Source organism: Eubacterium sp. AF19-12LB (genome assembly GCF_003479125.1).
Taxonomy (GTDB): domain Bacteria; phylum Bacillota; class Clostridia; order Lachnospirales; family Lachnospiraceae; genus Eubacterium_U; species Eubacterium_U album.
This window is the reverse complement of sequence record NZ_QUGP01000010.1, coordinates 60,288-79,147: the sequence shown is the minus strand read 5'-3', so window position 1 is coordinate 79,147 and position 18,860 is coordinate 60,288. Positions and strand designations below refer to the sequence as shown.

General features: G+C 29.9%; 14 protein-coding genes. 2 read left to right on the top strand and 12 right to left on the bottom strand.

All coding sequences use genetic code 11. From position 1 onward, the window contains the following. Positions 1-115 precede the first annotated feature (115 nt). From DWX29_RS10465 to DWX29_RS10410, 12 genes are all read right to left on the bottom strand, one after another. Positions 116-4,585 (bottom strand): InlB B-repeat-containing protein, encoded by a 4,470-nt coding sequence (locus DWX29_RS10465; protein ID WP_118565817.1) that lies wholly within the window; start codon positions 4,583-4,585, stop codon positions 116-118. Between the two features lie 16 nt (positions 4,586-4,601). Next, positions 4,602-5,009 carry a hypothetical protein gene (locus tag DWX29_RS10460; RefSeq protein WP_118565816.1) on the bottom strand — a complete coding sequence of 136 codons (408 nt, stop codon included), beginning with the start codon at positions 5,007-5,009 and terminating at the stop codon, positions 4,602-4,604. A 230-nt stretch (positions 5,010-5,239) separates the two neighbouring features. Further along, a complete protein-coding gene (locus tag DWX29_RS10455; protein ID WP_117909180.1) occupies positions 5,240-5,974 on the bottom strand; it encodes a LytTR family DNA-binding domain-containing protein in 735 nt (244 codons plus the stop codon). A gap of 161 nt (positions 5,975-6,135) precedes the next feature. After that, positions 6,136-7,500: a GHKL domain-containing protein gene (locus DWX29_RS10450; protein WP_117909179.1), complete on the bottom strand. Its 1,365-nt coding sequence runs from the start codon at positions 7,498-7,500 to the stop codon at positions 6,136-6,138. A 21-nt stretch (positions 7,501-7,521) separates the two neighbouring features. Further along, positions 7,522-8,835 (bottom strand): hypothetical protein, encoded by a 1,314-nt coding sequence (locus tag DWX29_RS10445; protein WP_117909177.1) that lies wholly within the window; start codon positions 8,833-8,835, stop codon positions 7,522-7,524. A 403-nt stretch (positions 8,836-9,238) separates the two neighbouring features. After that, positions 9,239-9,511, bottom strand: coding sequence for an acylphosphatase (locus tag DWX29_RS10440; protein WP_117909175.1), 273 nt, complete (start codon positions 9,509-9,511; stop codon positions 9,239-9,241). 151 nt (positions 9,512-9,662) lie between these two features. Beyond that, positions 9,663-10,331 (bottom strand): YoaK family protein, encoded by a 669-nt coding sequence (locus tag DWX29_RS10435; RefSeq protein WP_117909173.1) that lies wholly within the window; start codon positions 10,329-10,331, stop codon positions 9,663-9,665. A 166-nt stretch (positions 10,332-10,497) separates the two neighbouring features. Then, positions 10,498-11,892, bottom strand: a complete 1,395-nt coding sequence (mgtE, locus tag DWX29_RS10430) for a magnesium transporter (RefSeq protein ID WP_117909171.1) — start codon at positions 11,890-11,892, stop codon at positions 10,498-10,500. A 360-nt stretch (positions 11,893-12,252) separates the two neighbouring features. Further along, complete coding sequence (locus tag DWX29_RS10425) at positions 12,253-13,497, bottom strand: chloride channel protein (RefSeq protein ID WP_117909169.1); 1,245 nt, start codon at positions 13,495-13,497, stop codon at positions 12,253-12,255. 47 nt (positions 13,498-13,544) lie between these two features. Then, positions 13,545-14,909, bottom strand: a complete 1,365-nt coding sequence (locus DWX29_RS10420) for an MATE family efflux transporter (RefSeq protein WP_117909167.1) — start codon at positions 14,907-14,909, stop codon at positions 13,545-13,547. A gap of 106 nt (positions 14,910-15,015) precedes the next feature. Then, the gene (locus DWX29_RS10415) at positions 15,016-15,573 is read right to left on the bottom strand and encodes a GNAT family N-acetyltransferase (protein ID WP_199522668.1); all 558 of its coding nucleotides are present in this window, start codon (positions 15,571-15,573) and stop codon (positions 15,016-15,018) included. Positions 15,574-15,884: 311 nt separating this feature from the next. Then, positions 15,885-16,565, bottom strand: a complete 681-nt coding sequence (locus DWX29_RS10410; RefSeq protein WP_117909163.1) for a hypothetical protein — start codon at positions 16,563-16,565, stop codon at positions 15,885-15,887. Between the two features lie 263 nt (positions 16,566-16,828). Here DWX29_RS10410 and DWX29_RS10405 point away from each other — a divergent pair, with 263 nt between their 5' ends. Both DWX29_RS10405 and DWX29_RS10400 read left to right on the top strand, forming a co-directional pair. Next, on the top strand, positions 16,829-17,278 hold the full coding sequence (locus DWX29_RS10405) for a MarR family winged helix-turn-helix transcriptional regulator (protein WP_118565815.1): 450 nt from the start codon (positions 16,829-16,831) through the stop codon (positions 17,276-17,278). 10 nt (positions 17,279-17,288) lie between these two features. Beyond that, on the top strand, positions 17,289-18,620 hold the full coding sequence (locus DWX29_RS10400) for an MATE family efflux transporter (protein WP_118565814.1): 1,332 nt from the start codon (positions 17,289-17,291) through the stop codon (positions 18,618-18,620). Positions 18,621-18,860: the final 240 nt, after the last annotated feature.

Below are 18,860 nucleotides of genomic sequence, written 5' to 3'. Positions count from 1 at the left end.
ATATTAACTTTAACATATAAATAAGAATAACTAAATCAAAAAAATGCCAAATCTTACTGTTTTTTCTCACAATAAGATTTGGCATTTTTGTCTCATAACAAAATAAAATAATATGTTATTTGTTAATCTTTATTTTTTTAATTTTTGACCAAGGACCGTAAACAGTTTCATTTCCATTTTTCTTATACGCACGGACTCTAACATAATATAATTTCTTTTTCTTTAATCCTTTTATTGTCATCTTTTCTTTAACGAAACCTTTTACATTTTTATTCTTTAATTTCTTAGTAAACTTTTTATTAGTTGAATACTGTATCTGGTATCCATCAACTCCTCTCTGTGCTTTCCAATTAACAAAAATTTTCTTTTTACCTTTGTTTATAATCTTCTTGATTGATGCCTTTGCTATAACAACATTATTCATTGATTCTTTTGTTGTTATAGAAACACTTGTTGTACTTTCTTTACTTATAGCTTGTTGTGACATTGTAGTTGATGATTTTTCAACATTTTCTGTACGAATTGTTGCCAAATTTTCTGTTGTTTCTTTCTGTATATTACTTATTCCCGTTGTAATACCATCCGAACTCACTTCCTCGTTTTCAACTTTATATATAACAACAGCTCTATCAGATGCTCCAATATTGTTTACTGCTTCTACTTCAATTTTATATTCTCCATTATTAGTAAAGTACGATGCTGGAATTCTATAATTTGTTGATATAGTATTACCTACGTTTTCTCCATTCACATAGATTTGATAATACATTACATTGTTTCCGGCAATCCAATAAATATTGTAGTTATTATTTTTATCAACTATTGCTTGCAAGCCTGATGGTTTTGTTGGTAGTAATTCTTCTCTTTGAGTTGTTGTTTCTTTTTCAGTAATTTTTTCAGTCGTAGTATCCTTATTTGTTATTTTCTCTGTTGTTTCTTGTGCCGTCACTACTTCTGTTGTTGTATCCTTTGATGTCAGTTCACTATCTGTTGTTGTTTCTTCGTTAATTTTAATATCTACTCTTTCTAATTCACTCGAATTAGCTTCTCTTCCAACTGCATACGCTAATATAGTTGACGTTTGTGATACGCTTATCGGTTCATCGTATTTTTTAAAACTACCTTCATTTAGGCATGCGACTTCTGCCCATTCACCACTTAAAACTGTATAATATATATCAGTATTAGAACTTAAGGAATATATACCAACTTTTTGTTCTCCTTCATAATTTCCAGATTGCTTTGTAAAAATTGGTTTATCTGTATTTTTTATATATTTTGCAACAGGTGACAATGCTACATCCTGTGTAACATACATAGCTTCTTCATATCTATTCCAACATTCAAATACAGATATATCATTTGGTGCTTCTGGATTTTCTGGCAATTTTGCCTCTCCACCGTAACTTATTTCTTGTTCACTTATTATGTCTCCATTCCAATCCAAAAACTTAACGGTGTATTTCGTATCCTTATATGAAGCTTGAACTATCATATTGGATTTAACCTCTTTAACTTCCTGTTTTTCTTCATCAACCCATTTATCAAATATCTGTCCGGCTTTTTCAGGTATATTATCAATTGACAATATATCCCCATAATTAAATTCCTTTATTTCAATGGATGTTTTATCCCAATCAACAAATATTACAGTACATTTCTTCTTTTTATATTGTGCTGTAATAACCATGTTCTCTCGTATATTCTTTAAGCCAGTGTCCCAACCTACAAAATCCATTCCTTCTTTTTCAGGAACTTCCGGTGCATCTACAGTTCCACCATCAACAACCTTCTTTTGCTCACCAATACTATTTCCATCATTATCAACAAAGTCAACCGTATATACTTGTTTTGGTGCTTCAATTTTTCCAACTATCTGATAATTAGTTGAGCCTTCAATTCCTAAGGTTATAACAAAATCACCTGTTTTTACCGATGGTTCTTCCTTTGTTACATAGTCAAATTTATAACTTCCATCTTCATCTATTGTAACCTGACCTATATATTCAATTTGACTAGCAATAGGATCCGTATTTTGTCCTTTATAAACCATTAATGTTGCAACTTTGCCCGCTGCACCTTCCGCTTTTCCCTCAAATTTACGATGTGTTCCTTTTTGATCTTCAAGTGATGATTTTGTTTCAAAAACGGTGCTTGTTCCCTCGTTATTAACATCTGCTTTATACCATGAATTCTCTCCTGTTCCATTATATAATTCGATGTTATCATCTACTATCGCTATTTTTTTAAGTTCTTCAAATTCTGTCTTGTATTCCCATTCGCCCGGATAGTCCATTCCATCTGCATAAATACTTGTATAACTATATACAATCTTTCCATTATTAATATTTGTATATTTATATCGTTTGTAATTATAACATGGGACCTCTGTAGAATTTGTTTTGAATCTATATGCCTTTCTTTTTTCTACCTCTCTTGTATCAGAAGTTTCTACTTTATCTGGTTGCCATTCGCTAAATTCATTTTGTTTATATATATAATTATAGTATTCACTTCTTGTACGATACCTATATTGTGTCTTATAAGAACCCGCTACCTGTCTAGTCCATGGATAATACCAACATGGGGCACTTCCATAAAGCTTAAAATATCCTGCCTGGTTAGAATTTTGACCGCCAACGCAAGTCAATTCTCCTCCCCATCCTCTTTCTTGATAAATATTGCATGCTTTTCCACCCCAAGTTCCATTTGTAGGTCCCGATGTTCTACCATCAGCTGATACCCATCTCTTATAATTCCATTGTGTAACATAACTAGCCACTACAGATTGTGTTCCTACATCCTTTAAAATATTGCCTGAAATAGGTGAATCACTCCATCCACTCCAACTTCCCCATTGAGTATATGTTCCTGTCGAATTTTTAGAAATTAAATTATAACCTTCCGGGGTAGTTGGTTGTGTTGCTGATTTTATAATCTTACTATCTTTATATCTATACTCATCTCTACTTTCAGTAATAATATCATCTCCTATAGGTACTGTTGTCATCCAGTCTGACCACTTATTACCAACATCTACAGGTGCTGTCACAGCTTTTGCCTTCGGTGTTCCTGTTGTTTCATCATCAACTACACCAATCATCGATACTTGAACTCGCGAAACCAATCCCGAATATAAAATAGTTGCCGTTTCACTTATTTCTTTTGTTTCCGGCATACTAATGGACTTAATTTCTGATGCAACCATTTTTCCTTCTTTTGTTATTAATGCAAAAACCAACTTTCCTTTCGTGAAATCATTTGGAAAATTTGTCAGTTTAACTTTTATATCATAACCTGTTGCTTCTTCATTTCTTTTTGCCGATTCAATTTCTGTAATTATTGGAAGATTTGTGTTTTCCCAAACATATGTTGCCTTAACAGTCAACGCTTTCTTTACACATTTATATTCGCTAGTGTCCCACCCTGTAAAAATATATCCTTTTTTTGTAGGAATATTTGTAGGTTCAATTGCTGAAGATGACCATTCCACTTTTTGTACTTTATCTATAACATCTCCGTTATAATCTACAAATGAAACAGCATATGTATTAATTTTATATATTGCTTCAATCACTACATTAGATTTAATATTTTTTCCGTCTGAACTCCAATTTTGAAATGTATAGCCTTCTCTTTCCGGTGCTATAGGTGCACTTGCATTTCCTCCCCACTTTACACTTTGTTCTTTTCCTATTATGTCACCGTTCCAATCCACATATTTGACTATTACATTTTCATGTGCTACACAATTTGCGGATTCTGTTGCAGAACTTGTACCAGCAGAATTCTTTGCTCTTACATTAATTTTATACGTTCCGACCTTTGTTATTGAAAAGGATGCACTTGTTCCACCTACTGATTTTGATTGATTATTTGCACTATTAGTTATGCATACCAAATTAACATCATAACTTGTAGCTCCAGATGACGCATTCCATGTTACACTCAATCCATCATTCAATCCTATATCGTTTTTATTTAAATTAACATTTGATGGAGCATTAGGTATCACTGGTTTTGGTGCTGGAACATCTTTTAAATATATAAATCCTGCCAATGTATTATATTTTTCTCCAGACCATTCTGCACTTCCTATATTTGATGGAACTCTTCTTGCATATGCCACACCTTGAGAAGATGTATGATCTAAGTCTTTTCTTCCTCCTTCATCAACATACATTATATTCCCACTTACAGATGTCACATACGCAACATGTCCCCAATCAGATCCGTTATGATTATAAACTGCTATAGAATTTGCTCTTGCTACTGTACCCGTTGATAGTCCACTATTTTTAGCATTTTTTAGCCATGAACCCGCATTTCCAAACTTCGGTAACACTACACCCGTTCTGTCATATGCACACTGCCATGCAAACCATGTACAACGAATTTCCGGAATTCCATCTCCACCTTTATCACCATACTCTGTATCCTGCCATTTTCCATATGGGTTTGATGCAGCCTGCACTTCTTTTTCAAAAATTAACCCATCCATTATTCCTACTATTAATATAACTGTAAGAATCCAAGATATAATTTTTTTTACCTCTATTTTCCGTACTATTTTATTTTTTTTCAACTAAATCGCCTCTTTTCTATTTTTCAATTTTCTTTATGCTATCTATGTCATATATTCCAAATGGTGTACAGTAATACGCTGAATTGTCCGTCATAGTTCCTTTTATTTTAACTTTTTTATTTTTATATTTTTTCCATTGTTTTTTATCTATATATACACATATTCTACTTTGAATAGGTGCATCATCGTACATATATGAATGCTCAACAACAAATTTAGGTTTAACATATAAAACATAATTAATCTGATATTCACCTCCATAATAATACTTAACCTTCTTTAATTTGCCTTTCATTGTTACATTGTCATTAGAACTGTATACACTCTTAACTTTCGCGTTAACACAATTACTGTTACCTGTATACCAAAGCATTCCCAAAATCATAACTAGAATTAACACTTTACCTACATTTTTTCTTTTCATATTTTCTCCTTTCTCAACACGTTAATTATTAAATTTCTTCCTTTGATATCCCGCCCAACATTTACATAATTCTTATTAATATTTTACCATTTCCATCCACATCCATTTTTGCTATTTATGTCGTTTTCGTGTCGATTTTTGCACATTTTTATTCCAGATAAAAAAAGAACATTTATAAGTCATTATTAACTTACAAATGTTCTCTGCCTTTAAATTATTTATAAATATTTTTATATCTGTTCCTTGCTCCATTTTACAAAAGCTTCTTTAAAAATCGGCTGATATTTTCTGCTTATTGGAATCTTTTCATCATTAACCATAGTGCATAATTCCCTGATATATTTCTTTATGTAATTCATCGAAACCATAAAACTATTATGGCATCTTATTATGCTGCTATCTTCTATTAGTTCTTCTAATTTATTAAGTGGCAAATATGTCTCCCACTCCTCTTCTTTTCCATGAATAAAAGTAGTTCTTCCCTTTCTTTCTATGTAAACTATATCAAGATATTTTATTGCAATAAACTTATTTCTCTTTCCTTCAATTCTAAGAGTCTTCTGGTGTTCTTTCGTTTTATTAATCATTTTGATATAAATTTCAGGAAGCCTTTTTTCAAGTTCTGACTTTAAAACGAAATACAAATGCTCTGTTTGAAATATATCGGGTGCATATTCAAGATAATTCGTTAAATAAACAATATGACTTTGTGGTGCAAGAACATTAATTTTCTTTGCAATATCAATTCCATTATACTCTTCTGTTTCCATATCAACATCGCAAAAAATCATCGTAGGTTCAATTTCACTCTTTTCTATATCATTTATTAATTTTTTCCCATCAGTATATATAACCATATTCCAACTTGTACTATTAACTATATCTCTAAAAAATCTACATAATATGAATCTTGTTTTTTCTGCCTCGCTTTGGCAATCATCTAATATTACAATATTTTTGTTCATAAATTCCTCACCGCTTCTTTTAGTATATCCACTCTTAATATTTTATCATTTATTCAACAATATTCACTGCAAGTTATGTCGATTTCTTGTCGATTTATGTCGATTTTGTCTCTTTTTATTTTTAAAAAAAATAATTTTCTTTGTATTCGATTATAATTCTATTATTCAGTTTTTAATATAATATGAGTTTCATATATATTGTCCTGAATCTTTCTTTCCATTTTTCCATTATATCTTTTAGTAATTTCTTCAACAATTTCTAAACCTACTCCATGAGCATATTTATCCGACTTAGTTGTTACTCCTTTCTCTAGTATTTCCTTTTTAGTCGTTGAATTGTCTATAGTTATTAATATATTATTAGATTCATTTTTCATCTTGAACTTTATTTGTGTATCTGAATTTTCCTTTGCAATTGATTTACATTCTTCAATAGCATTGTCAAATAAATTCGATATCAAAGCTATTAAGTCAATTTCTTTAATTTTATCGTTATTGAATTTTTCTGCATCAATATCTAATCTAATATTCCAATTCTTACATTCATTATTTCTATTTATCAGTATTGAATTTAGTATTGGATTGTCACAAAAATATTCGTTTTTTAAATATCCATAATCAAAATTAACCTTATCTGCAATATTTTCAATTTCTGCATTATCCTCATCCTGTGCAATCATATCATTTATTACATTCATATGCTTTTCTATGTCATGACGAAATTTTCTTGTCATTTCAATTTGATATTTTAATGTATTGTAATATTCCTTCATAACGGCATTTTCTATATTTAAGACTCTGTTTTCTTCTTTTAGTTGCTTTTCCCTGTTACGGCGTACAAGCCATGCAATTTCATATAATACTGCTACAAAAAATGCTGCCATCAAAACTGAAGAAAAAATAACATCATACTTTCCATAAAATACAGGAGTCAATGTAACTGTTCCCATTAAATTAAATACAATAACTACTGTCCATAGAATCCATCTGTGTTTTAAAGGTTTCTTAATAAAAAATGAAAGCTTTTTTCTAAAAAATTTCCCTAATAATCGTAAAATTACTGTATACACTGCAATTAGTATACATATTAGTAGAATATCTTTTTTACCAAACGGTATATGTAAAAAATCTTTTTCTGTTCTTCCTGCAAGTCTTGCTATTGCAACATACGGCATTCCTATTGTTGTCCCCATAACTATCTGTGCACACATATCGGCTATAAAAATATAAATATAATCTAAATTAGTAAGGATTTTTAATGCCGAAATGTATATAACTGTTATCAATGCCATAATCGCTCCCATGACAGCGCTCTTATTTGGCAAATCATTAACATAATACTGTATATAAAATCTCAGTAAATTTAGAGGTAACATACTCATAAAAAATACCACAAAGAATATCTTTCTTTGTTTCTTATCTAAACACAATACTTCTGCAATAAACGTGTACATTCCTAATATCGCTAAAGTTTGAAATATAGCACTATTAAAGAAAACCTGTCCTACATTATAATCAACTCCCATTGTACCTTCTCCTTCTTTTCTTTATATATTTGATAACATTACAATAACTTCTTCTTTATTATCATCTTTATTTACAACAATTGCACCATCATACTTTTCCACAACTGAATTAATTACAGTTAATTTGTCTTTATTGCTATTTGAATTAACAGCTTTATATTCTACATCTATAATTAAATCTTCTAAATTATTTCCACAATTAAACTCAATAACAGGCTGTACTTTATCTACTCTAAACATTGCATATTCAATTATTTCTGAAATAACTGCTATTAAATCCATTTCACGTATATTTTCAATATTAAATTTCTTTATGTTTATTTTTAATTCTATTTCTCTATTTTCACATTCTTTTTGCTTATTCAAAAAAATAGCATTAAATACAGGATTTCCACAATAATTGATATTTTTTAATGAATGATATTGTTCTTCAATTTGTGTAACATATTTCTTTAAATTTTTCTGCTCATTTTTATTTAAAATCAATTCGCTTATCACATTCATATGCTTTTCTATGTCATGACGAAATTTTCTTGTCCGCTCTAATTGATATTCTAATGTATTGTAATATTCCTTCATAACGGCATTTTCTATATTTAATATTTTATTTTCTTCCTTTATTTGTTTTTCCTTTCTCAGTCGAACAATCCATGATATTTCATACATTATAAAAATAAAACATATTATTAATCCTATTGATGTTATCATAACATTTCTTTTAGACAACTCCCCGGCCGTTGTAGCTATAAATCCACCTACATTAAATATTACAACTATACCCCATAGTAACCATTTATATTTTAGTTTTTCTTTGCAAAAATTTTTGGTATATTTTAATATCAACTTTTTTAGGATTAAACAAATAAAAAGTGTAATCAGATTAATACTTAAGAAAATAATTACATTTTGTATAGACATCTTTAATTGCACCAACATTTCCCATGGTCTGTTAACGATTTTTGAAGATAATATAAACATACCTCCTACAAATGTTCCGGCAATTATTTGTGCTCCCATATCCGCAATAAAAATATGTAAATAATCTAAAGTGGTAATTATTTTCAAAGCTGATATGTATATAACCGTAGTTGCAAACATTATCAAAAGGATTACTATTGTTTTATTTGTTAATTCTTCATAGTAATACTGCACTATAACTCTAAACATATTTAATGGAAACATACTGGCAAAGAATATTACCAAAAAGACTCTCTTTTGTATTTTATTTAATTCAAGAATATTTGAAATAAATATATACATTACAGCTATCACAAATATTTCATATATCGCACTATTAAAAAGTACAACATTTATGTTGCTTTCATTTAATAACATACTCTTCTCCTCTTATAAAACATCCCAAATAAATACTACTTATTGATTTTATCATACTTTCAATAAATAATCAGTACCTATATAAAGATAACCTATATGGTTATGAATTTTTTCAGCTTCCGATTTTATATTTTTTGCAACTAATATTTTTGCATTAACAAAAAAAGATTCTCTTTTGTTTATATAAATTTGATTTACACTAAAGAGAACCTTATTTTTTATCTATAAATTTTTCAATCCTAAAATTTCCATTCCATACTTTTCATCTGAGTTTCTAGCATATGATGATATATTCCACCATTTGCATCTAAATTTTCAGGTGTTCCTTCTTCTGCAACAACACCATATTACAAATTTTCATTTTTATATCATTTTTTTACTATTAGCATAAACGCCTGTCTTTTTATCTCTCATAAAAATCATAATCTTCTTCTAATTTAATTGACTTAGCATCCATTCTTTCTATTAGAATAAATCTCTGATTTTCTAAAAACATTATCAGTTCGTCTATACTTCTTTCCTCTCCCTGGACTTCCATTTCTACTGAGCCATCATACAAATTTCTCACCCAGCCTGTAAGTCCTAATTGCCTTGCTTTATAAACTGAATAATATCTAAATCCTACACCTTGAACTCTTCCATAAAAAAATATATGTTTTCTAATCTTTTCATTCATAAAATTATCCACCTTGTCTTTTTATTTTTAATTCTATTTTTTATCATTTAAATTTTAATCTTGTTATATTCTTTGTGTTTTATTATAAACTAAAAGCTGCCTACTTACCAATCAAACCTGTAAATAGACAGCTTTTTTATTATAATATTTTTTATTGTTCTTTTTCTCTTTCGTAATCTATAAACATTAGTATAAATGCAAAAAATAAAAGTGCTGAGCAACATAATATTGCTTTCTCTGCAAATATTTTTATAAAGAAATTTCCTATTATAGCTCCACAAATAAAGCAGATAATAATTCCATAATATAATAAAGCTTTCTTTAAATTCTCAATATCTCTATCCTGTAAATAATTACATAAATTCTGAGTTCCACTTCTCATATTTCCAATACACATTGTCGTGGCAATTCCGTTTCCTCTTATTTTTCTAAAGCTCTCAACCTGTATTCCACATGCAAATGATGTTAATGAATTTGCAAGCAGATTCATATTTTGTGGAAAGAATGCTACTCCAAGTAATATAAGTGCTTCTACCAAAACTGCTGCCTGTCTCCAATGAAGTAAATTCAAATCTTTTTTATGCACAATCTCAGCTAACGCAATCCCTAATGCGAAAGCTAATACCGGGAGGAAATATCTCATTGCCACTGAAAAATTTCCCTCAGATAAATTTACACCAAATAACAACATATTTCCTGTCTGTGCATTAGCAAATACCTGATCTCTTTCTATGTATGAGTATGCATCCATAAATCCACCTGACACAGCAAGAAGCATTCCAAGTCTTATTGTTTCTGACATTTGCCTAGTCTTATTCATTTCAATCACTCCTATAATTGTATTTTCATCACATTTATTTGATGTTTTTTGAATAAATCCGTTAAAATCTAATTTGTTTATTTTATTTTCTTATATGGTATTTAAATAAAAAATTTTTACCAAACACGATTATAGATATCTTATAAGCATACGTCAAGCCATATGCTTATGCTATTTTGAAAATATCAATTAAAAACATCATTGAAAGACCATAATATGTTACTACAGCTACTAAATCATTTACCGTAGTAATTAAAGGTCCTGAAGCTACTGCCGGGTCAATTTTTATTTTGTGGAAAAACATTGGTATAACCGTTCCAACCATACTTGAAATAACCATTGCAACGATTAAAGCTGCTCCTACACAACCTGAAATCATAAATGAATTTAACCATCCATAGTTCTTAAATAAATGTATGTATACTCCAAGAAATGTAAGTGCCATTATTGCCAACAGTACTCCATTTAATAGCCCTATTTTTATTTCTTTGCTTAGTAATCCTATCTTCTGTTTTCCCGTTAGGTTTTCGTCCATTAAAACACGAATTGTAACTGCAAGAGACTGTGTTCCAACATTACCTGCCATATCTAGTACTAAAGATTGAAAGCATATTACTATCGGAAGTATCGCTACGACAGATTCGAACATTCCAACAACTGAAGATACAGCCATTCCAAGAAACAGTAAAGCTATAAGCCATGGAAGTCTCTTTTTTGTACTTTTAATTACACTTTCCTGCAAGTCATCCTCTTCTGTTAAACCGGCTAACTTAGCGTAGTCATCCCCCATCTCATCATCAACCATTTCTACAATATCTTCTGACGTAATTACACCAATTATAAATCTGTCTGCTGATAAAACCGGTATGGAATCTTCAGCATATTCAACTATTCTATCTATGCAATCTTCAATTTTCTCATGTCCATATACAAACGGATACGAATGACTAATCAAATCATCTAACTTATCATATTCTCTGGCAATAATTAGATCCTTTAAGTCTATTGCTCCAAAAAATTTCTTATTTTCATCCATAACATATATTGTTGTAATATTATCATTTTGTCCGGCTTGCTTCACAAGCTCACTCATAGCCTGACGAATTGTAAGTTTATTATTTATACATATAAAATTAGTTGTCATGCAACTGCCTATTTCACTATCGTCAAATGACAAAATCATTTTTACATCTGCAACTGCATCTCCGTCTAATTTTTTTACAATTTCTTTTCTTTTTGAATCCTCTAAATGCTCAAGTACATCAACAGCATCATCAGAATCCATAAGGGAAATTACCTTAGCCGCACTCTCCACTGATAACTCATCAAAATATTGTCGGGTATTTTCTTCTAAATAGCTAAATATTTCAGAAATTCTTTTTGCACCTAAAATCGGATATAATTTTTTTCTTTCATCTTCCGATAATTTTTCCAACGCATCTGCAATATCATTTTCATGATAATTAGATATTTGTTCAAGTAATTCTTCTTTATCTAAATCACTTCTTATTAAATTTACAAGTTCTTCTACATAATTATTTCTTACAACTGTCTTTTCCACTTCAGCCTCCTCTTTACCTGCTTAATTTAAGCATACAAAAAACACTACTCCAGATTTCTCTTAAGTAGACCGTTTAGTTACATTGCTGTGACGTAAAGGCATAAATCTGATGCAGTGTTATTAAAGGCGTATATCTATATTATGTAGCTAAATAAGTCTCATAGATAGCCACATATTTATATGCCATCGCTTTTCACTGCATATATAACTTCGCCCTGTACTATCGCAACTATCCATGAAACTCACCTCCATTTACTTTCTTTTTCTCCGATATTCTAACACCGGATTCTGATAAATTCAACTTTCAAATAAATATTTACATAAATTTAACACATTCTTTTTATGATAATAATTTACATTTTACATTACTGATTTCTGCTGGGCAGAATAAATCGAAGCATTTCCATTAACTATGTACGCAACTGCACACACGATAACAAACGGTAACATATTTGTTCCTCCAAATACTTCTATTCCTATCATTATTGGTGCAATTAAAGTATTTGTCGCACTTCCAAATACCGCTGCATAACCAAGCGCACCACACACTATAGGAGATATTCCAAATAAGCTGCCTAAAACCACTCCTAATGTTGCTCCTATTGAAAACAGCGGTGTTACTTCCCCACCCTGAAATCCTATTGATAAAGTTATGATTGTAAATAGTAATTTTAAAATCCAATCATAATAATATACTTCATTTCCACCTAATGCCTCTGATATAAGATTTGTACCAAGTCCTGTATATCTTCCTGAAAGGATAAATAAAAGGCATAATGCAAGTGGAATAGAAATTACACCAATTCGTATATATGGATTTGCTATTTTTTCACTCATAAATATCTTTGATTTCTGTAATAATACAGAAAAAAGTCTTCCTACAATACCAAATGCAATTCCTAAAACAATTATAGCGATTACATTTTTTGCATCCGTCATATTTATTGTCTGATTTAAATTGACTTCAAACTTTTCAAGTCCTAAAGTATGCGATGTGAAAGAAGCGACAAATGCCCCTATCATTGCAGGAAGCATAGCTTCGTAATCCATATAGCCTGTAACTATTACTTCCATCGCAAAAAATATAGCTGTAAGTGGTGTCTGAAAAAGTCCACCAAATCCTGCTGCCATACCTGTTATAAGCATTACTTTACTATTATCAGGCATTTTTAATTTTTTTCCAAAAGCATGTGATAATGTTGCTCCTATCTGTACTGCCACACCTTCTCTTCCGGCACTTCCGCCAAACAAATGTGTTATCCATGTTCCAACCATTACAAGTGGTACAAGTGCTAACGGAATAGAATTTCTCTTTTGCTGCCTTGTTTCAAACACAAGGGTCATTCCTTTTAAACTAAGTTCATTAAACTTATGATACATCCATGTAATAAATAATCCGGCAATTGGTAAAAAAGGAAGTAAAAACTTATAATTTTTATTTCTAAAATCAGATATTTCTATCAATCCTCTTCCAAAAATTGTATCAATTATTCCTACAACTATCCCTACAATTATAGCCATTATTATGTACTTAAATACCAGTATTATTTTTATTTCGGCTTCGTTTTTATCTTTCTGTATGCCAATTTTATTTTCGGATTTCATTTTTCTTTGCTCCTTAATTTGGAAAGTATTTTAACTTCCAGTTACTTTCAATTTTTCTTCATTCTTTTCAATTCAGGCATTACTGTTGCAAGCATTGTAATAAAACACATACTTCCACCTATTACATTTGATATTGGTTCTGCCATAAACACACCATCTGTTCCCATATTAAATACATAAGGAAGTGTATATGTAAGCGGAGCTACAATAATTACCTTTCTTAGCAAAGAGAAAAATATTGCCTGTTTCTTTTTGTTTAATGATTTAAACACTGTCTGTCCTATGTACTGTAAATCCATAAATATGAATGCAGCAAAATATATTTTAAGTGCAGGCACTGCATCTTTAAATAATGTTTTATCAGAACTAAATATACCTATTAGAAATTCTGGTTTTGTTATAATAATTCCCCACATAACAGCTGTATAAGCTAGTACTAAACACATCATTACCTTAATAGATTTTTTTACATTGTCAGGTTTTCCTGCACCATAATTAAAACTTAATATAGGTGATGCTCCTTCATTTATTGCATAAATAGGTGTTTCTATCATTTGTCTTGCACTTGATATAATTGTCATTACTGACACATATACATCTCCACCTGTAACAGATAAAACATTATTACAGCAAATTGAAACAAGACTATTTGTAAGTTGCATAATAAAGCCTGCCGTTCCTAGGCTTACAATATTCTTTGCAAAATAAACACATTTTTTAAATTCATTCTTTCTAACAAACCTTATTTTATATTCTGTTCTTTTTCTCAAAATATAAAGTACAAATATTGCAGACATAAACTGTGAAACAACTGTTGCAATTGCTGCCCCTTCAATTCCCATATTTAAAGCAAATATAAATATAGGATCAAGCACTATATTTGCAATCGCTCCTATGGCAACCGATATCATTCCCGTAGTTGCATATCCCTGTGCATTAATAAAGGGATTCATTCCTGTTGAAAGCATAGATGGAATCGTTCCTATCATATAAATTATCATGTATGGATACGCATATACAATTGCACTGTCTGATGCACCAAATAAATATAAAATTGGCTTTGCTAATAAAATTCCAACAGCCATTAAAATTATTCCGCCAAAACAAAGCATGGAAAAAGAAGTATTCATTATAATTGCAGCTTTTTCATTTTCTTTCATTCCTCTTTTAATTGAGAAAATTGGTGCTCCACCACTTCCAAACAAATTACTGAAAGCTGTTATTATTATAATTATCGGAAAACACAATCCTACTGCTCCTAAAGCAGTTGTTCCTATTTTAGGAATTCTTGCAATATAAATTCTATCAACAATGTTGTACAAAAGACTTAAGATTTGTGCAATCAGCATTGGAATGGCAGCATTTAAAATATTACTTGTTATTTTTCCGTTTTCAAAATCTATTCGTTTCATAAAATAAAATTCCTGTTTTCTTCAAATTTTAATGTGTAATACTATTTAGTTCTAAAATAATTAGCATTAATCAATACATAAAAACTTAATTACTTTTAGCCTAAATTTATTTTTCAATTTCTTTAAATATTAATACCGGCTTTGCATTTTCTTTATGCTCTCCGATTATTTTTTCCATCCAAACCATATTATACCATCTGTTAAACTTATAACCACATTTTTTAAACTCTCCAACAAATCTATATCCTAAATGTTCATGATAGCCTACACTGTTTTTAGTAAGATATTCATCTTCAACTTCAGGATATCCGATACATGCATATAAATTAGTAATATTTTGCTTTATAAGTGCCTTTTCAAGCGTTTCATATAATTTTTTGCCACTCCCCTTATGTCTTGAATCTTTATCCATATATATTGTCATCTCAACCGCCCAGTCATAAGCTGCTCTATCTTTAAATGTATTTGCATATGCATATCCGATTATTTTTCCATTTTCTTCATATACAAAATATGGGTATTTTTCTGTTATTGTTTCTATTCTTTTTCTAAATTCATCTACCGTTGGTACATCATATTCAAATGTAATTGCTGTATTTTCTACATAATATGAATATATTCTTAATAGTTCTTCCGCATCATCTAATCTTACTGTTCTAATCATTTTATTCTCCTGTAAAATATGTATAGCCCCCGCCCTTCGGTCGGCGGCTATTCGTCGGAAACATTTATATAAAATGAACTTCGTTCATTTTGTTTTCTCCTAAAATTACTAACTATATTTATTTTTATTATTGTAAAATCGTGACATAATTAAAAAAAGTGCATTTGTCACCGCCGGTCCAAATTTCCAAAGATATTTTACTTTAGAAGTGGAACTTATAATAGTAAAATATCTTTGAAAATTCAGGACTGTTGCGAGTGGCAAGCAGCGAGAGCGTTCTTTCTTTAATTATGTCACGATTTCACTTATAATTAAATTTTCAAATTATCATAAATACATTTTTTCAAAATCTCTCCATTATCTTTTTCTAATACTCTTCCTATTCCATCAGAAATGAATATATTTCCTTCTTTTCCTTTGGTATACATTGCGTTTAGTTTCTCCCAATCAACTACACATATCGGTTGTATGATATTTTCTTCTTCTCCATTTGTTATTAATGTATCTTCAGATGCATACGGACCATAGTCCTCTAAAAAATATGCAAATACTCCTGAAATTTCTTTGTTATGGTCATTTTCAATTCCATATAATCCTACAAATTTAAAACTCTCTATTTTAGGTATAAACTTTTTTCTTTTACCATCTTTATCTAATCTTAAAAGTTCTTCTGATAATTCTTTATAGGCACATTTTATATAAGTATCTATACTTAATCCTGTGTCAAATTCATCTTTTGGAACACTTTCATATGTCATATGGCCTCCGAAAGTATCATATATATGACTATTCTTTTTGACATTCCTTCCTTTTTTTATTTGTTTTTCTGTTTTATCAGTTAAAATAATTTTCCCATCAGGAAGTACAGCTACAATAATTGAAGTAGCATGTAAAACAGGCGGATTTGTGTGTGCCTTTGTTCTATCTATTTTTCCTATTGTTAATATTTTATTGTCTTTTTGTTCTAAGATAGGTAAATATTCTATTACCATTTTATCCTCCACCATATATTCATAATTACAAACATTACTTTTATTTGTAATAAACTACTTGTTTTTATTCGTCATCTCTTCAATCAACAAAGTTCTAACAATTATCCAATACTTATACATTTTTATGCTCATTATAACACACTTTCATTAATTTCAATTGCTAAACTCCTTCTTAAATTTTCCTCTTGACACGAGTCCGTAATCGGACTATACTTCTACGAGTACGAAATCAGACTTAAATTTAAAGAAGAGGATGGTAAATAATGAAAACAGATAATTATCCAAATATGAGTCCTGCACTCATCGAATTTAATCATATCTACAAAGATTTTAATGATATTTATCATGATTTAGCAATTAAGCTTAATATGTCAGACAGCATTTTTGATATATTTTATTATCTTTGCGAAGCCGGCGACGGTTGTATGCAGCGCGATATTTGCCGTTCCTCATGTCTTCCTAAGCAAACTGTTAATTCATCAATCAGAAAACTTGAACAACAGGGCTATCTTACATTAACACCCGGAAAAGGTCGTGGAATGTATATTTATTTAACTGAAACCGGGAAGCAATTTGTTTCTGAAAAAATATATCCCGTCATAGAAATGGAAAATAACGCTTTTTCTTCTCTTAAAAATGAGGAATGTGAATTAATGCTTAAATTATACCAAAAATACAATTCTGCTTTAAGAGAAGAATTGTCAAAACTATAAGGAGATTATAATGCAAATACAATTATCAGATCATTTTACATTAAATAAATTATTAAAATTTGTTCTACCATCAATAATAATGATGATTTTTACATCCATTTATGGTGTTGTAGATGGTTTATTTGTTTCAAATTTTGTTGGGCGAACTGCTTTTGCAGCAATTAATCTTGTTATGCCTCTTTTAATGGGACTTAGTGCCATTGGTTTTATGATAGGTACCGGAGGCAGCGCCATTGTTGCAAAAACTCTTGGTGAAAATGAACCTGAAAAGGCAAATGAATACTTTTCATTTCTCGTTTACGCTACATTAATTGGTGGTTTACTATTCTCACTTTCAGGTTTCTTTTTCGTTAAACCTCTTGTAACCGCCCTTGGTGCCGAAGGTGAATTACTTAATAATTGTGTTTTATATGCAAGAATCAGTTTTGCATCATTAACGTTTTTTATGTTGCAAAATGTTTTTCAAAGTTTTTTCGTTACTGCTGAGAAACCAAAGTTAGGTTTATTTGTTATTATAGCTGCGGGTGTAACAAATATGATTCTTGACTTTTTATTTATTGCTGTTCTTAATTTTGGTCTCGCAGGTGCAGCTCTTGCTACTGTTTGTGGTGAATGCATCGGTGGACTTATCCCTATTTTTTATTTTTCAAGAAACAACAGCAGTAAATTAAAATTAGGAAAAACACATTTTAATTTAAAAATATTGATTAAGACCTGCACAAATGGTTCTTCTGAGTTAATGACAAATTTATCAAGCTCAATTGTTAATTCTATCTACAATTATCAGTTGATGAAATTTGCCGGAGAAAACGGTGTTGCAGCATATGGAACCATTATGTATGTTAATTTTATATTTATTGCAATATTCCTAGGCTATTCTATTGGAAGTGCTCCTATAATAAGTTTTCACTATGGAGCTAAAAATGATAATGAACTAAAGAATTTATTTAAGAAAAGCATTAGTCTTATTGGCTCATGGGGTATTATGTTATTTGTAATCGCACAATTAATTGCAGGACCTCTTGCCAAATTGTTTGTCGGTTATAACGCTGACCTATTTCTCATGACTAAACATGGTTTCCAAATATTTTGCTTTGCTTTTTTAATTAATGGCTTTAATATATTTGGTTCATCATTCTTTACTGCTTTAAATAACGGTTTAATATCTGCTGCAATTTCGTTTTTAAGAACGCTTGTATTCCAATTATCTGTAGTACTTATTCTTCCTATGATTTTGGGAATAAATGGTATATGGATTTCAGTAGCAATTGCAGAATTATTAACATTATGCGTAACTGTTACATGTTTAATTAGAAAAAGAAAAGTTTACCATTATATTTAAATATTTTTTACACATCAAAGTTTTCTTCTGGCCAAACCCTTATACAATGTTCTATGTTGGCAAAAAATATTCTAAATATGTAATTGTAAATCCTATGTATTCCCAATATACGCATATATAAAAAATACGGATATTCTAAGTTTATGATATGTGTTCTAAGTTTTTGCACATATCAGTTGAAACCTGAATATCCGTATTTTTATTAATTTGTAATTATATCTTTTACATAATATTTTATTT

Coding starts and splice junctions, on each gene's coding strand:
- DWX29_RS10450 (WP_117909179.1), bottom strand. CDS start 7,500: ATGGGAGTTGATTATAATGTAGGACAGGTTTTCTTTAATAGTGCTATA.
- DWX29_RS10420 (WP_117909167.1), bottom strand. CDS start 14,909: ATGAAACGAATAGATTTTGAAAACGGAAAAATAACAAGTAATATTTTA.
- DWX29_RS10440 (WP_117909175.1), bottom strand. CDS start 9,511: ATGAATGAAAAGATTAGAAAACATATATTTTTTTATGGAAGAGTTCAA.
- DWX29_RS10460 (WP_118565816.1), bottom strand. CDS start 5,009: ATGAAAAGAAAAAATGTAGGTAAAGTGTTAATTCTAGTTATGATTTTG.
- DWX29_RS10400 (WP_118565814.1), top strand. CDS start 17,289: ATGCAAATACAATTATCAGATCATTTTACATTAAATAAATTATTAAAA.
- DWX29_RS10425 (WP_117909169.1), bottom strand. CDS start 13,497: ATGAAATCCGAAAATAAAATTGGCATACAGAAAGATAAAAACGAAGCC.
- DWX29_RS10445 (WP_117909177.1), bottom strand. CDS start 8,835: ATGTTATTAAATGAAAGCAACATAAATGTTGTACTTTTTAATAGTGCG.
- DWX29_RS10405 (WP_118565815.1), top strand. CDS start 16,829: ATGAAAACAGATAATTATCCAAATATGAGTCCTGCACTCATCGAATTT.
- DWX29_RS10435 (WP_117909173.1), bottom strand. CDS start 10,331: ATGAATAAGACTAGGCAAATGTCAGAAACAATAAGACTTGGAATGCTT.
- DWX29_RS10410 (WP_117909163.1), bottom strand. CDS start 16,565: ATGGTAATAGAATATTTACCTATCTTAGAACAAAAAGACAATAAAATA.
- DWX29_RS10455 (WP_117909180.1), bottom strand. CDS start 5,974: ATGAACAAAAATATTGTAATATTAGATGATTGCCAAAGCGAGGCAGAA.
- DWX29_RS10415 (WP_199522668.1), bottom strand. CDS start 15,573: ATGATTAGAACAGTAAGATTAGATGATGCGGAAGAACTATTAAGAATA.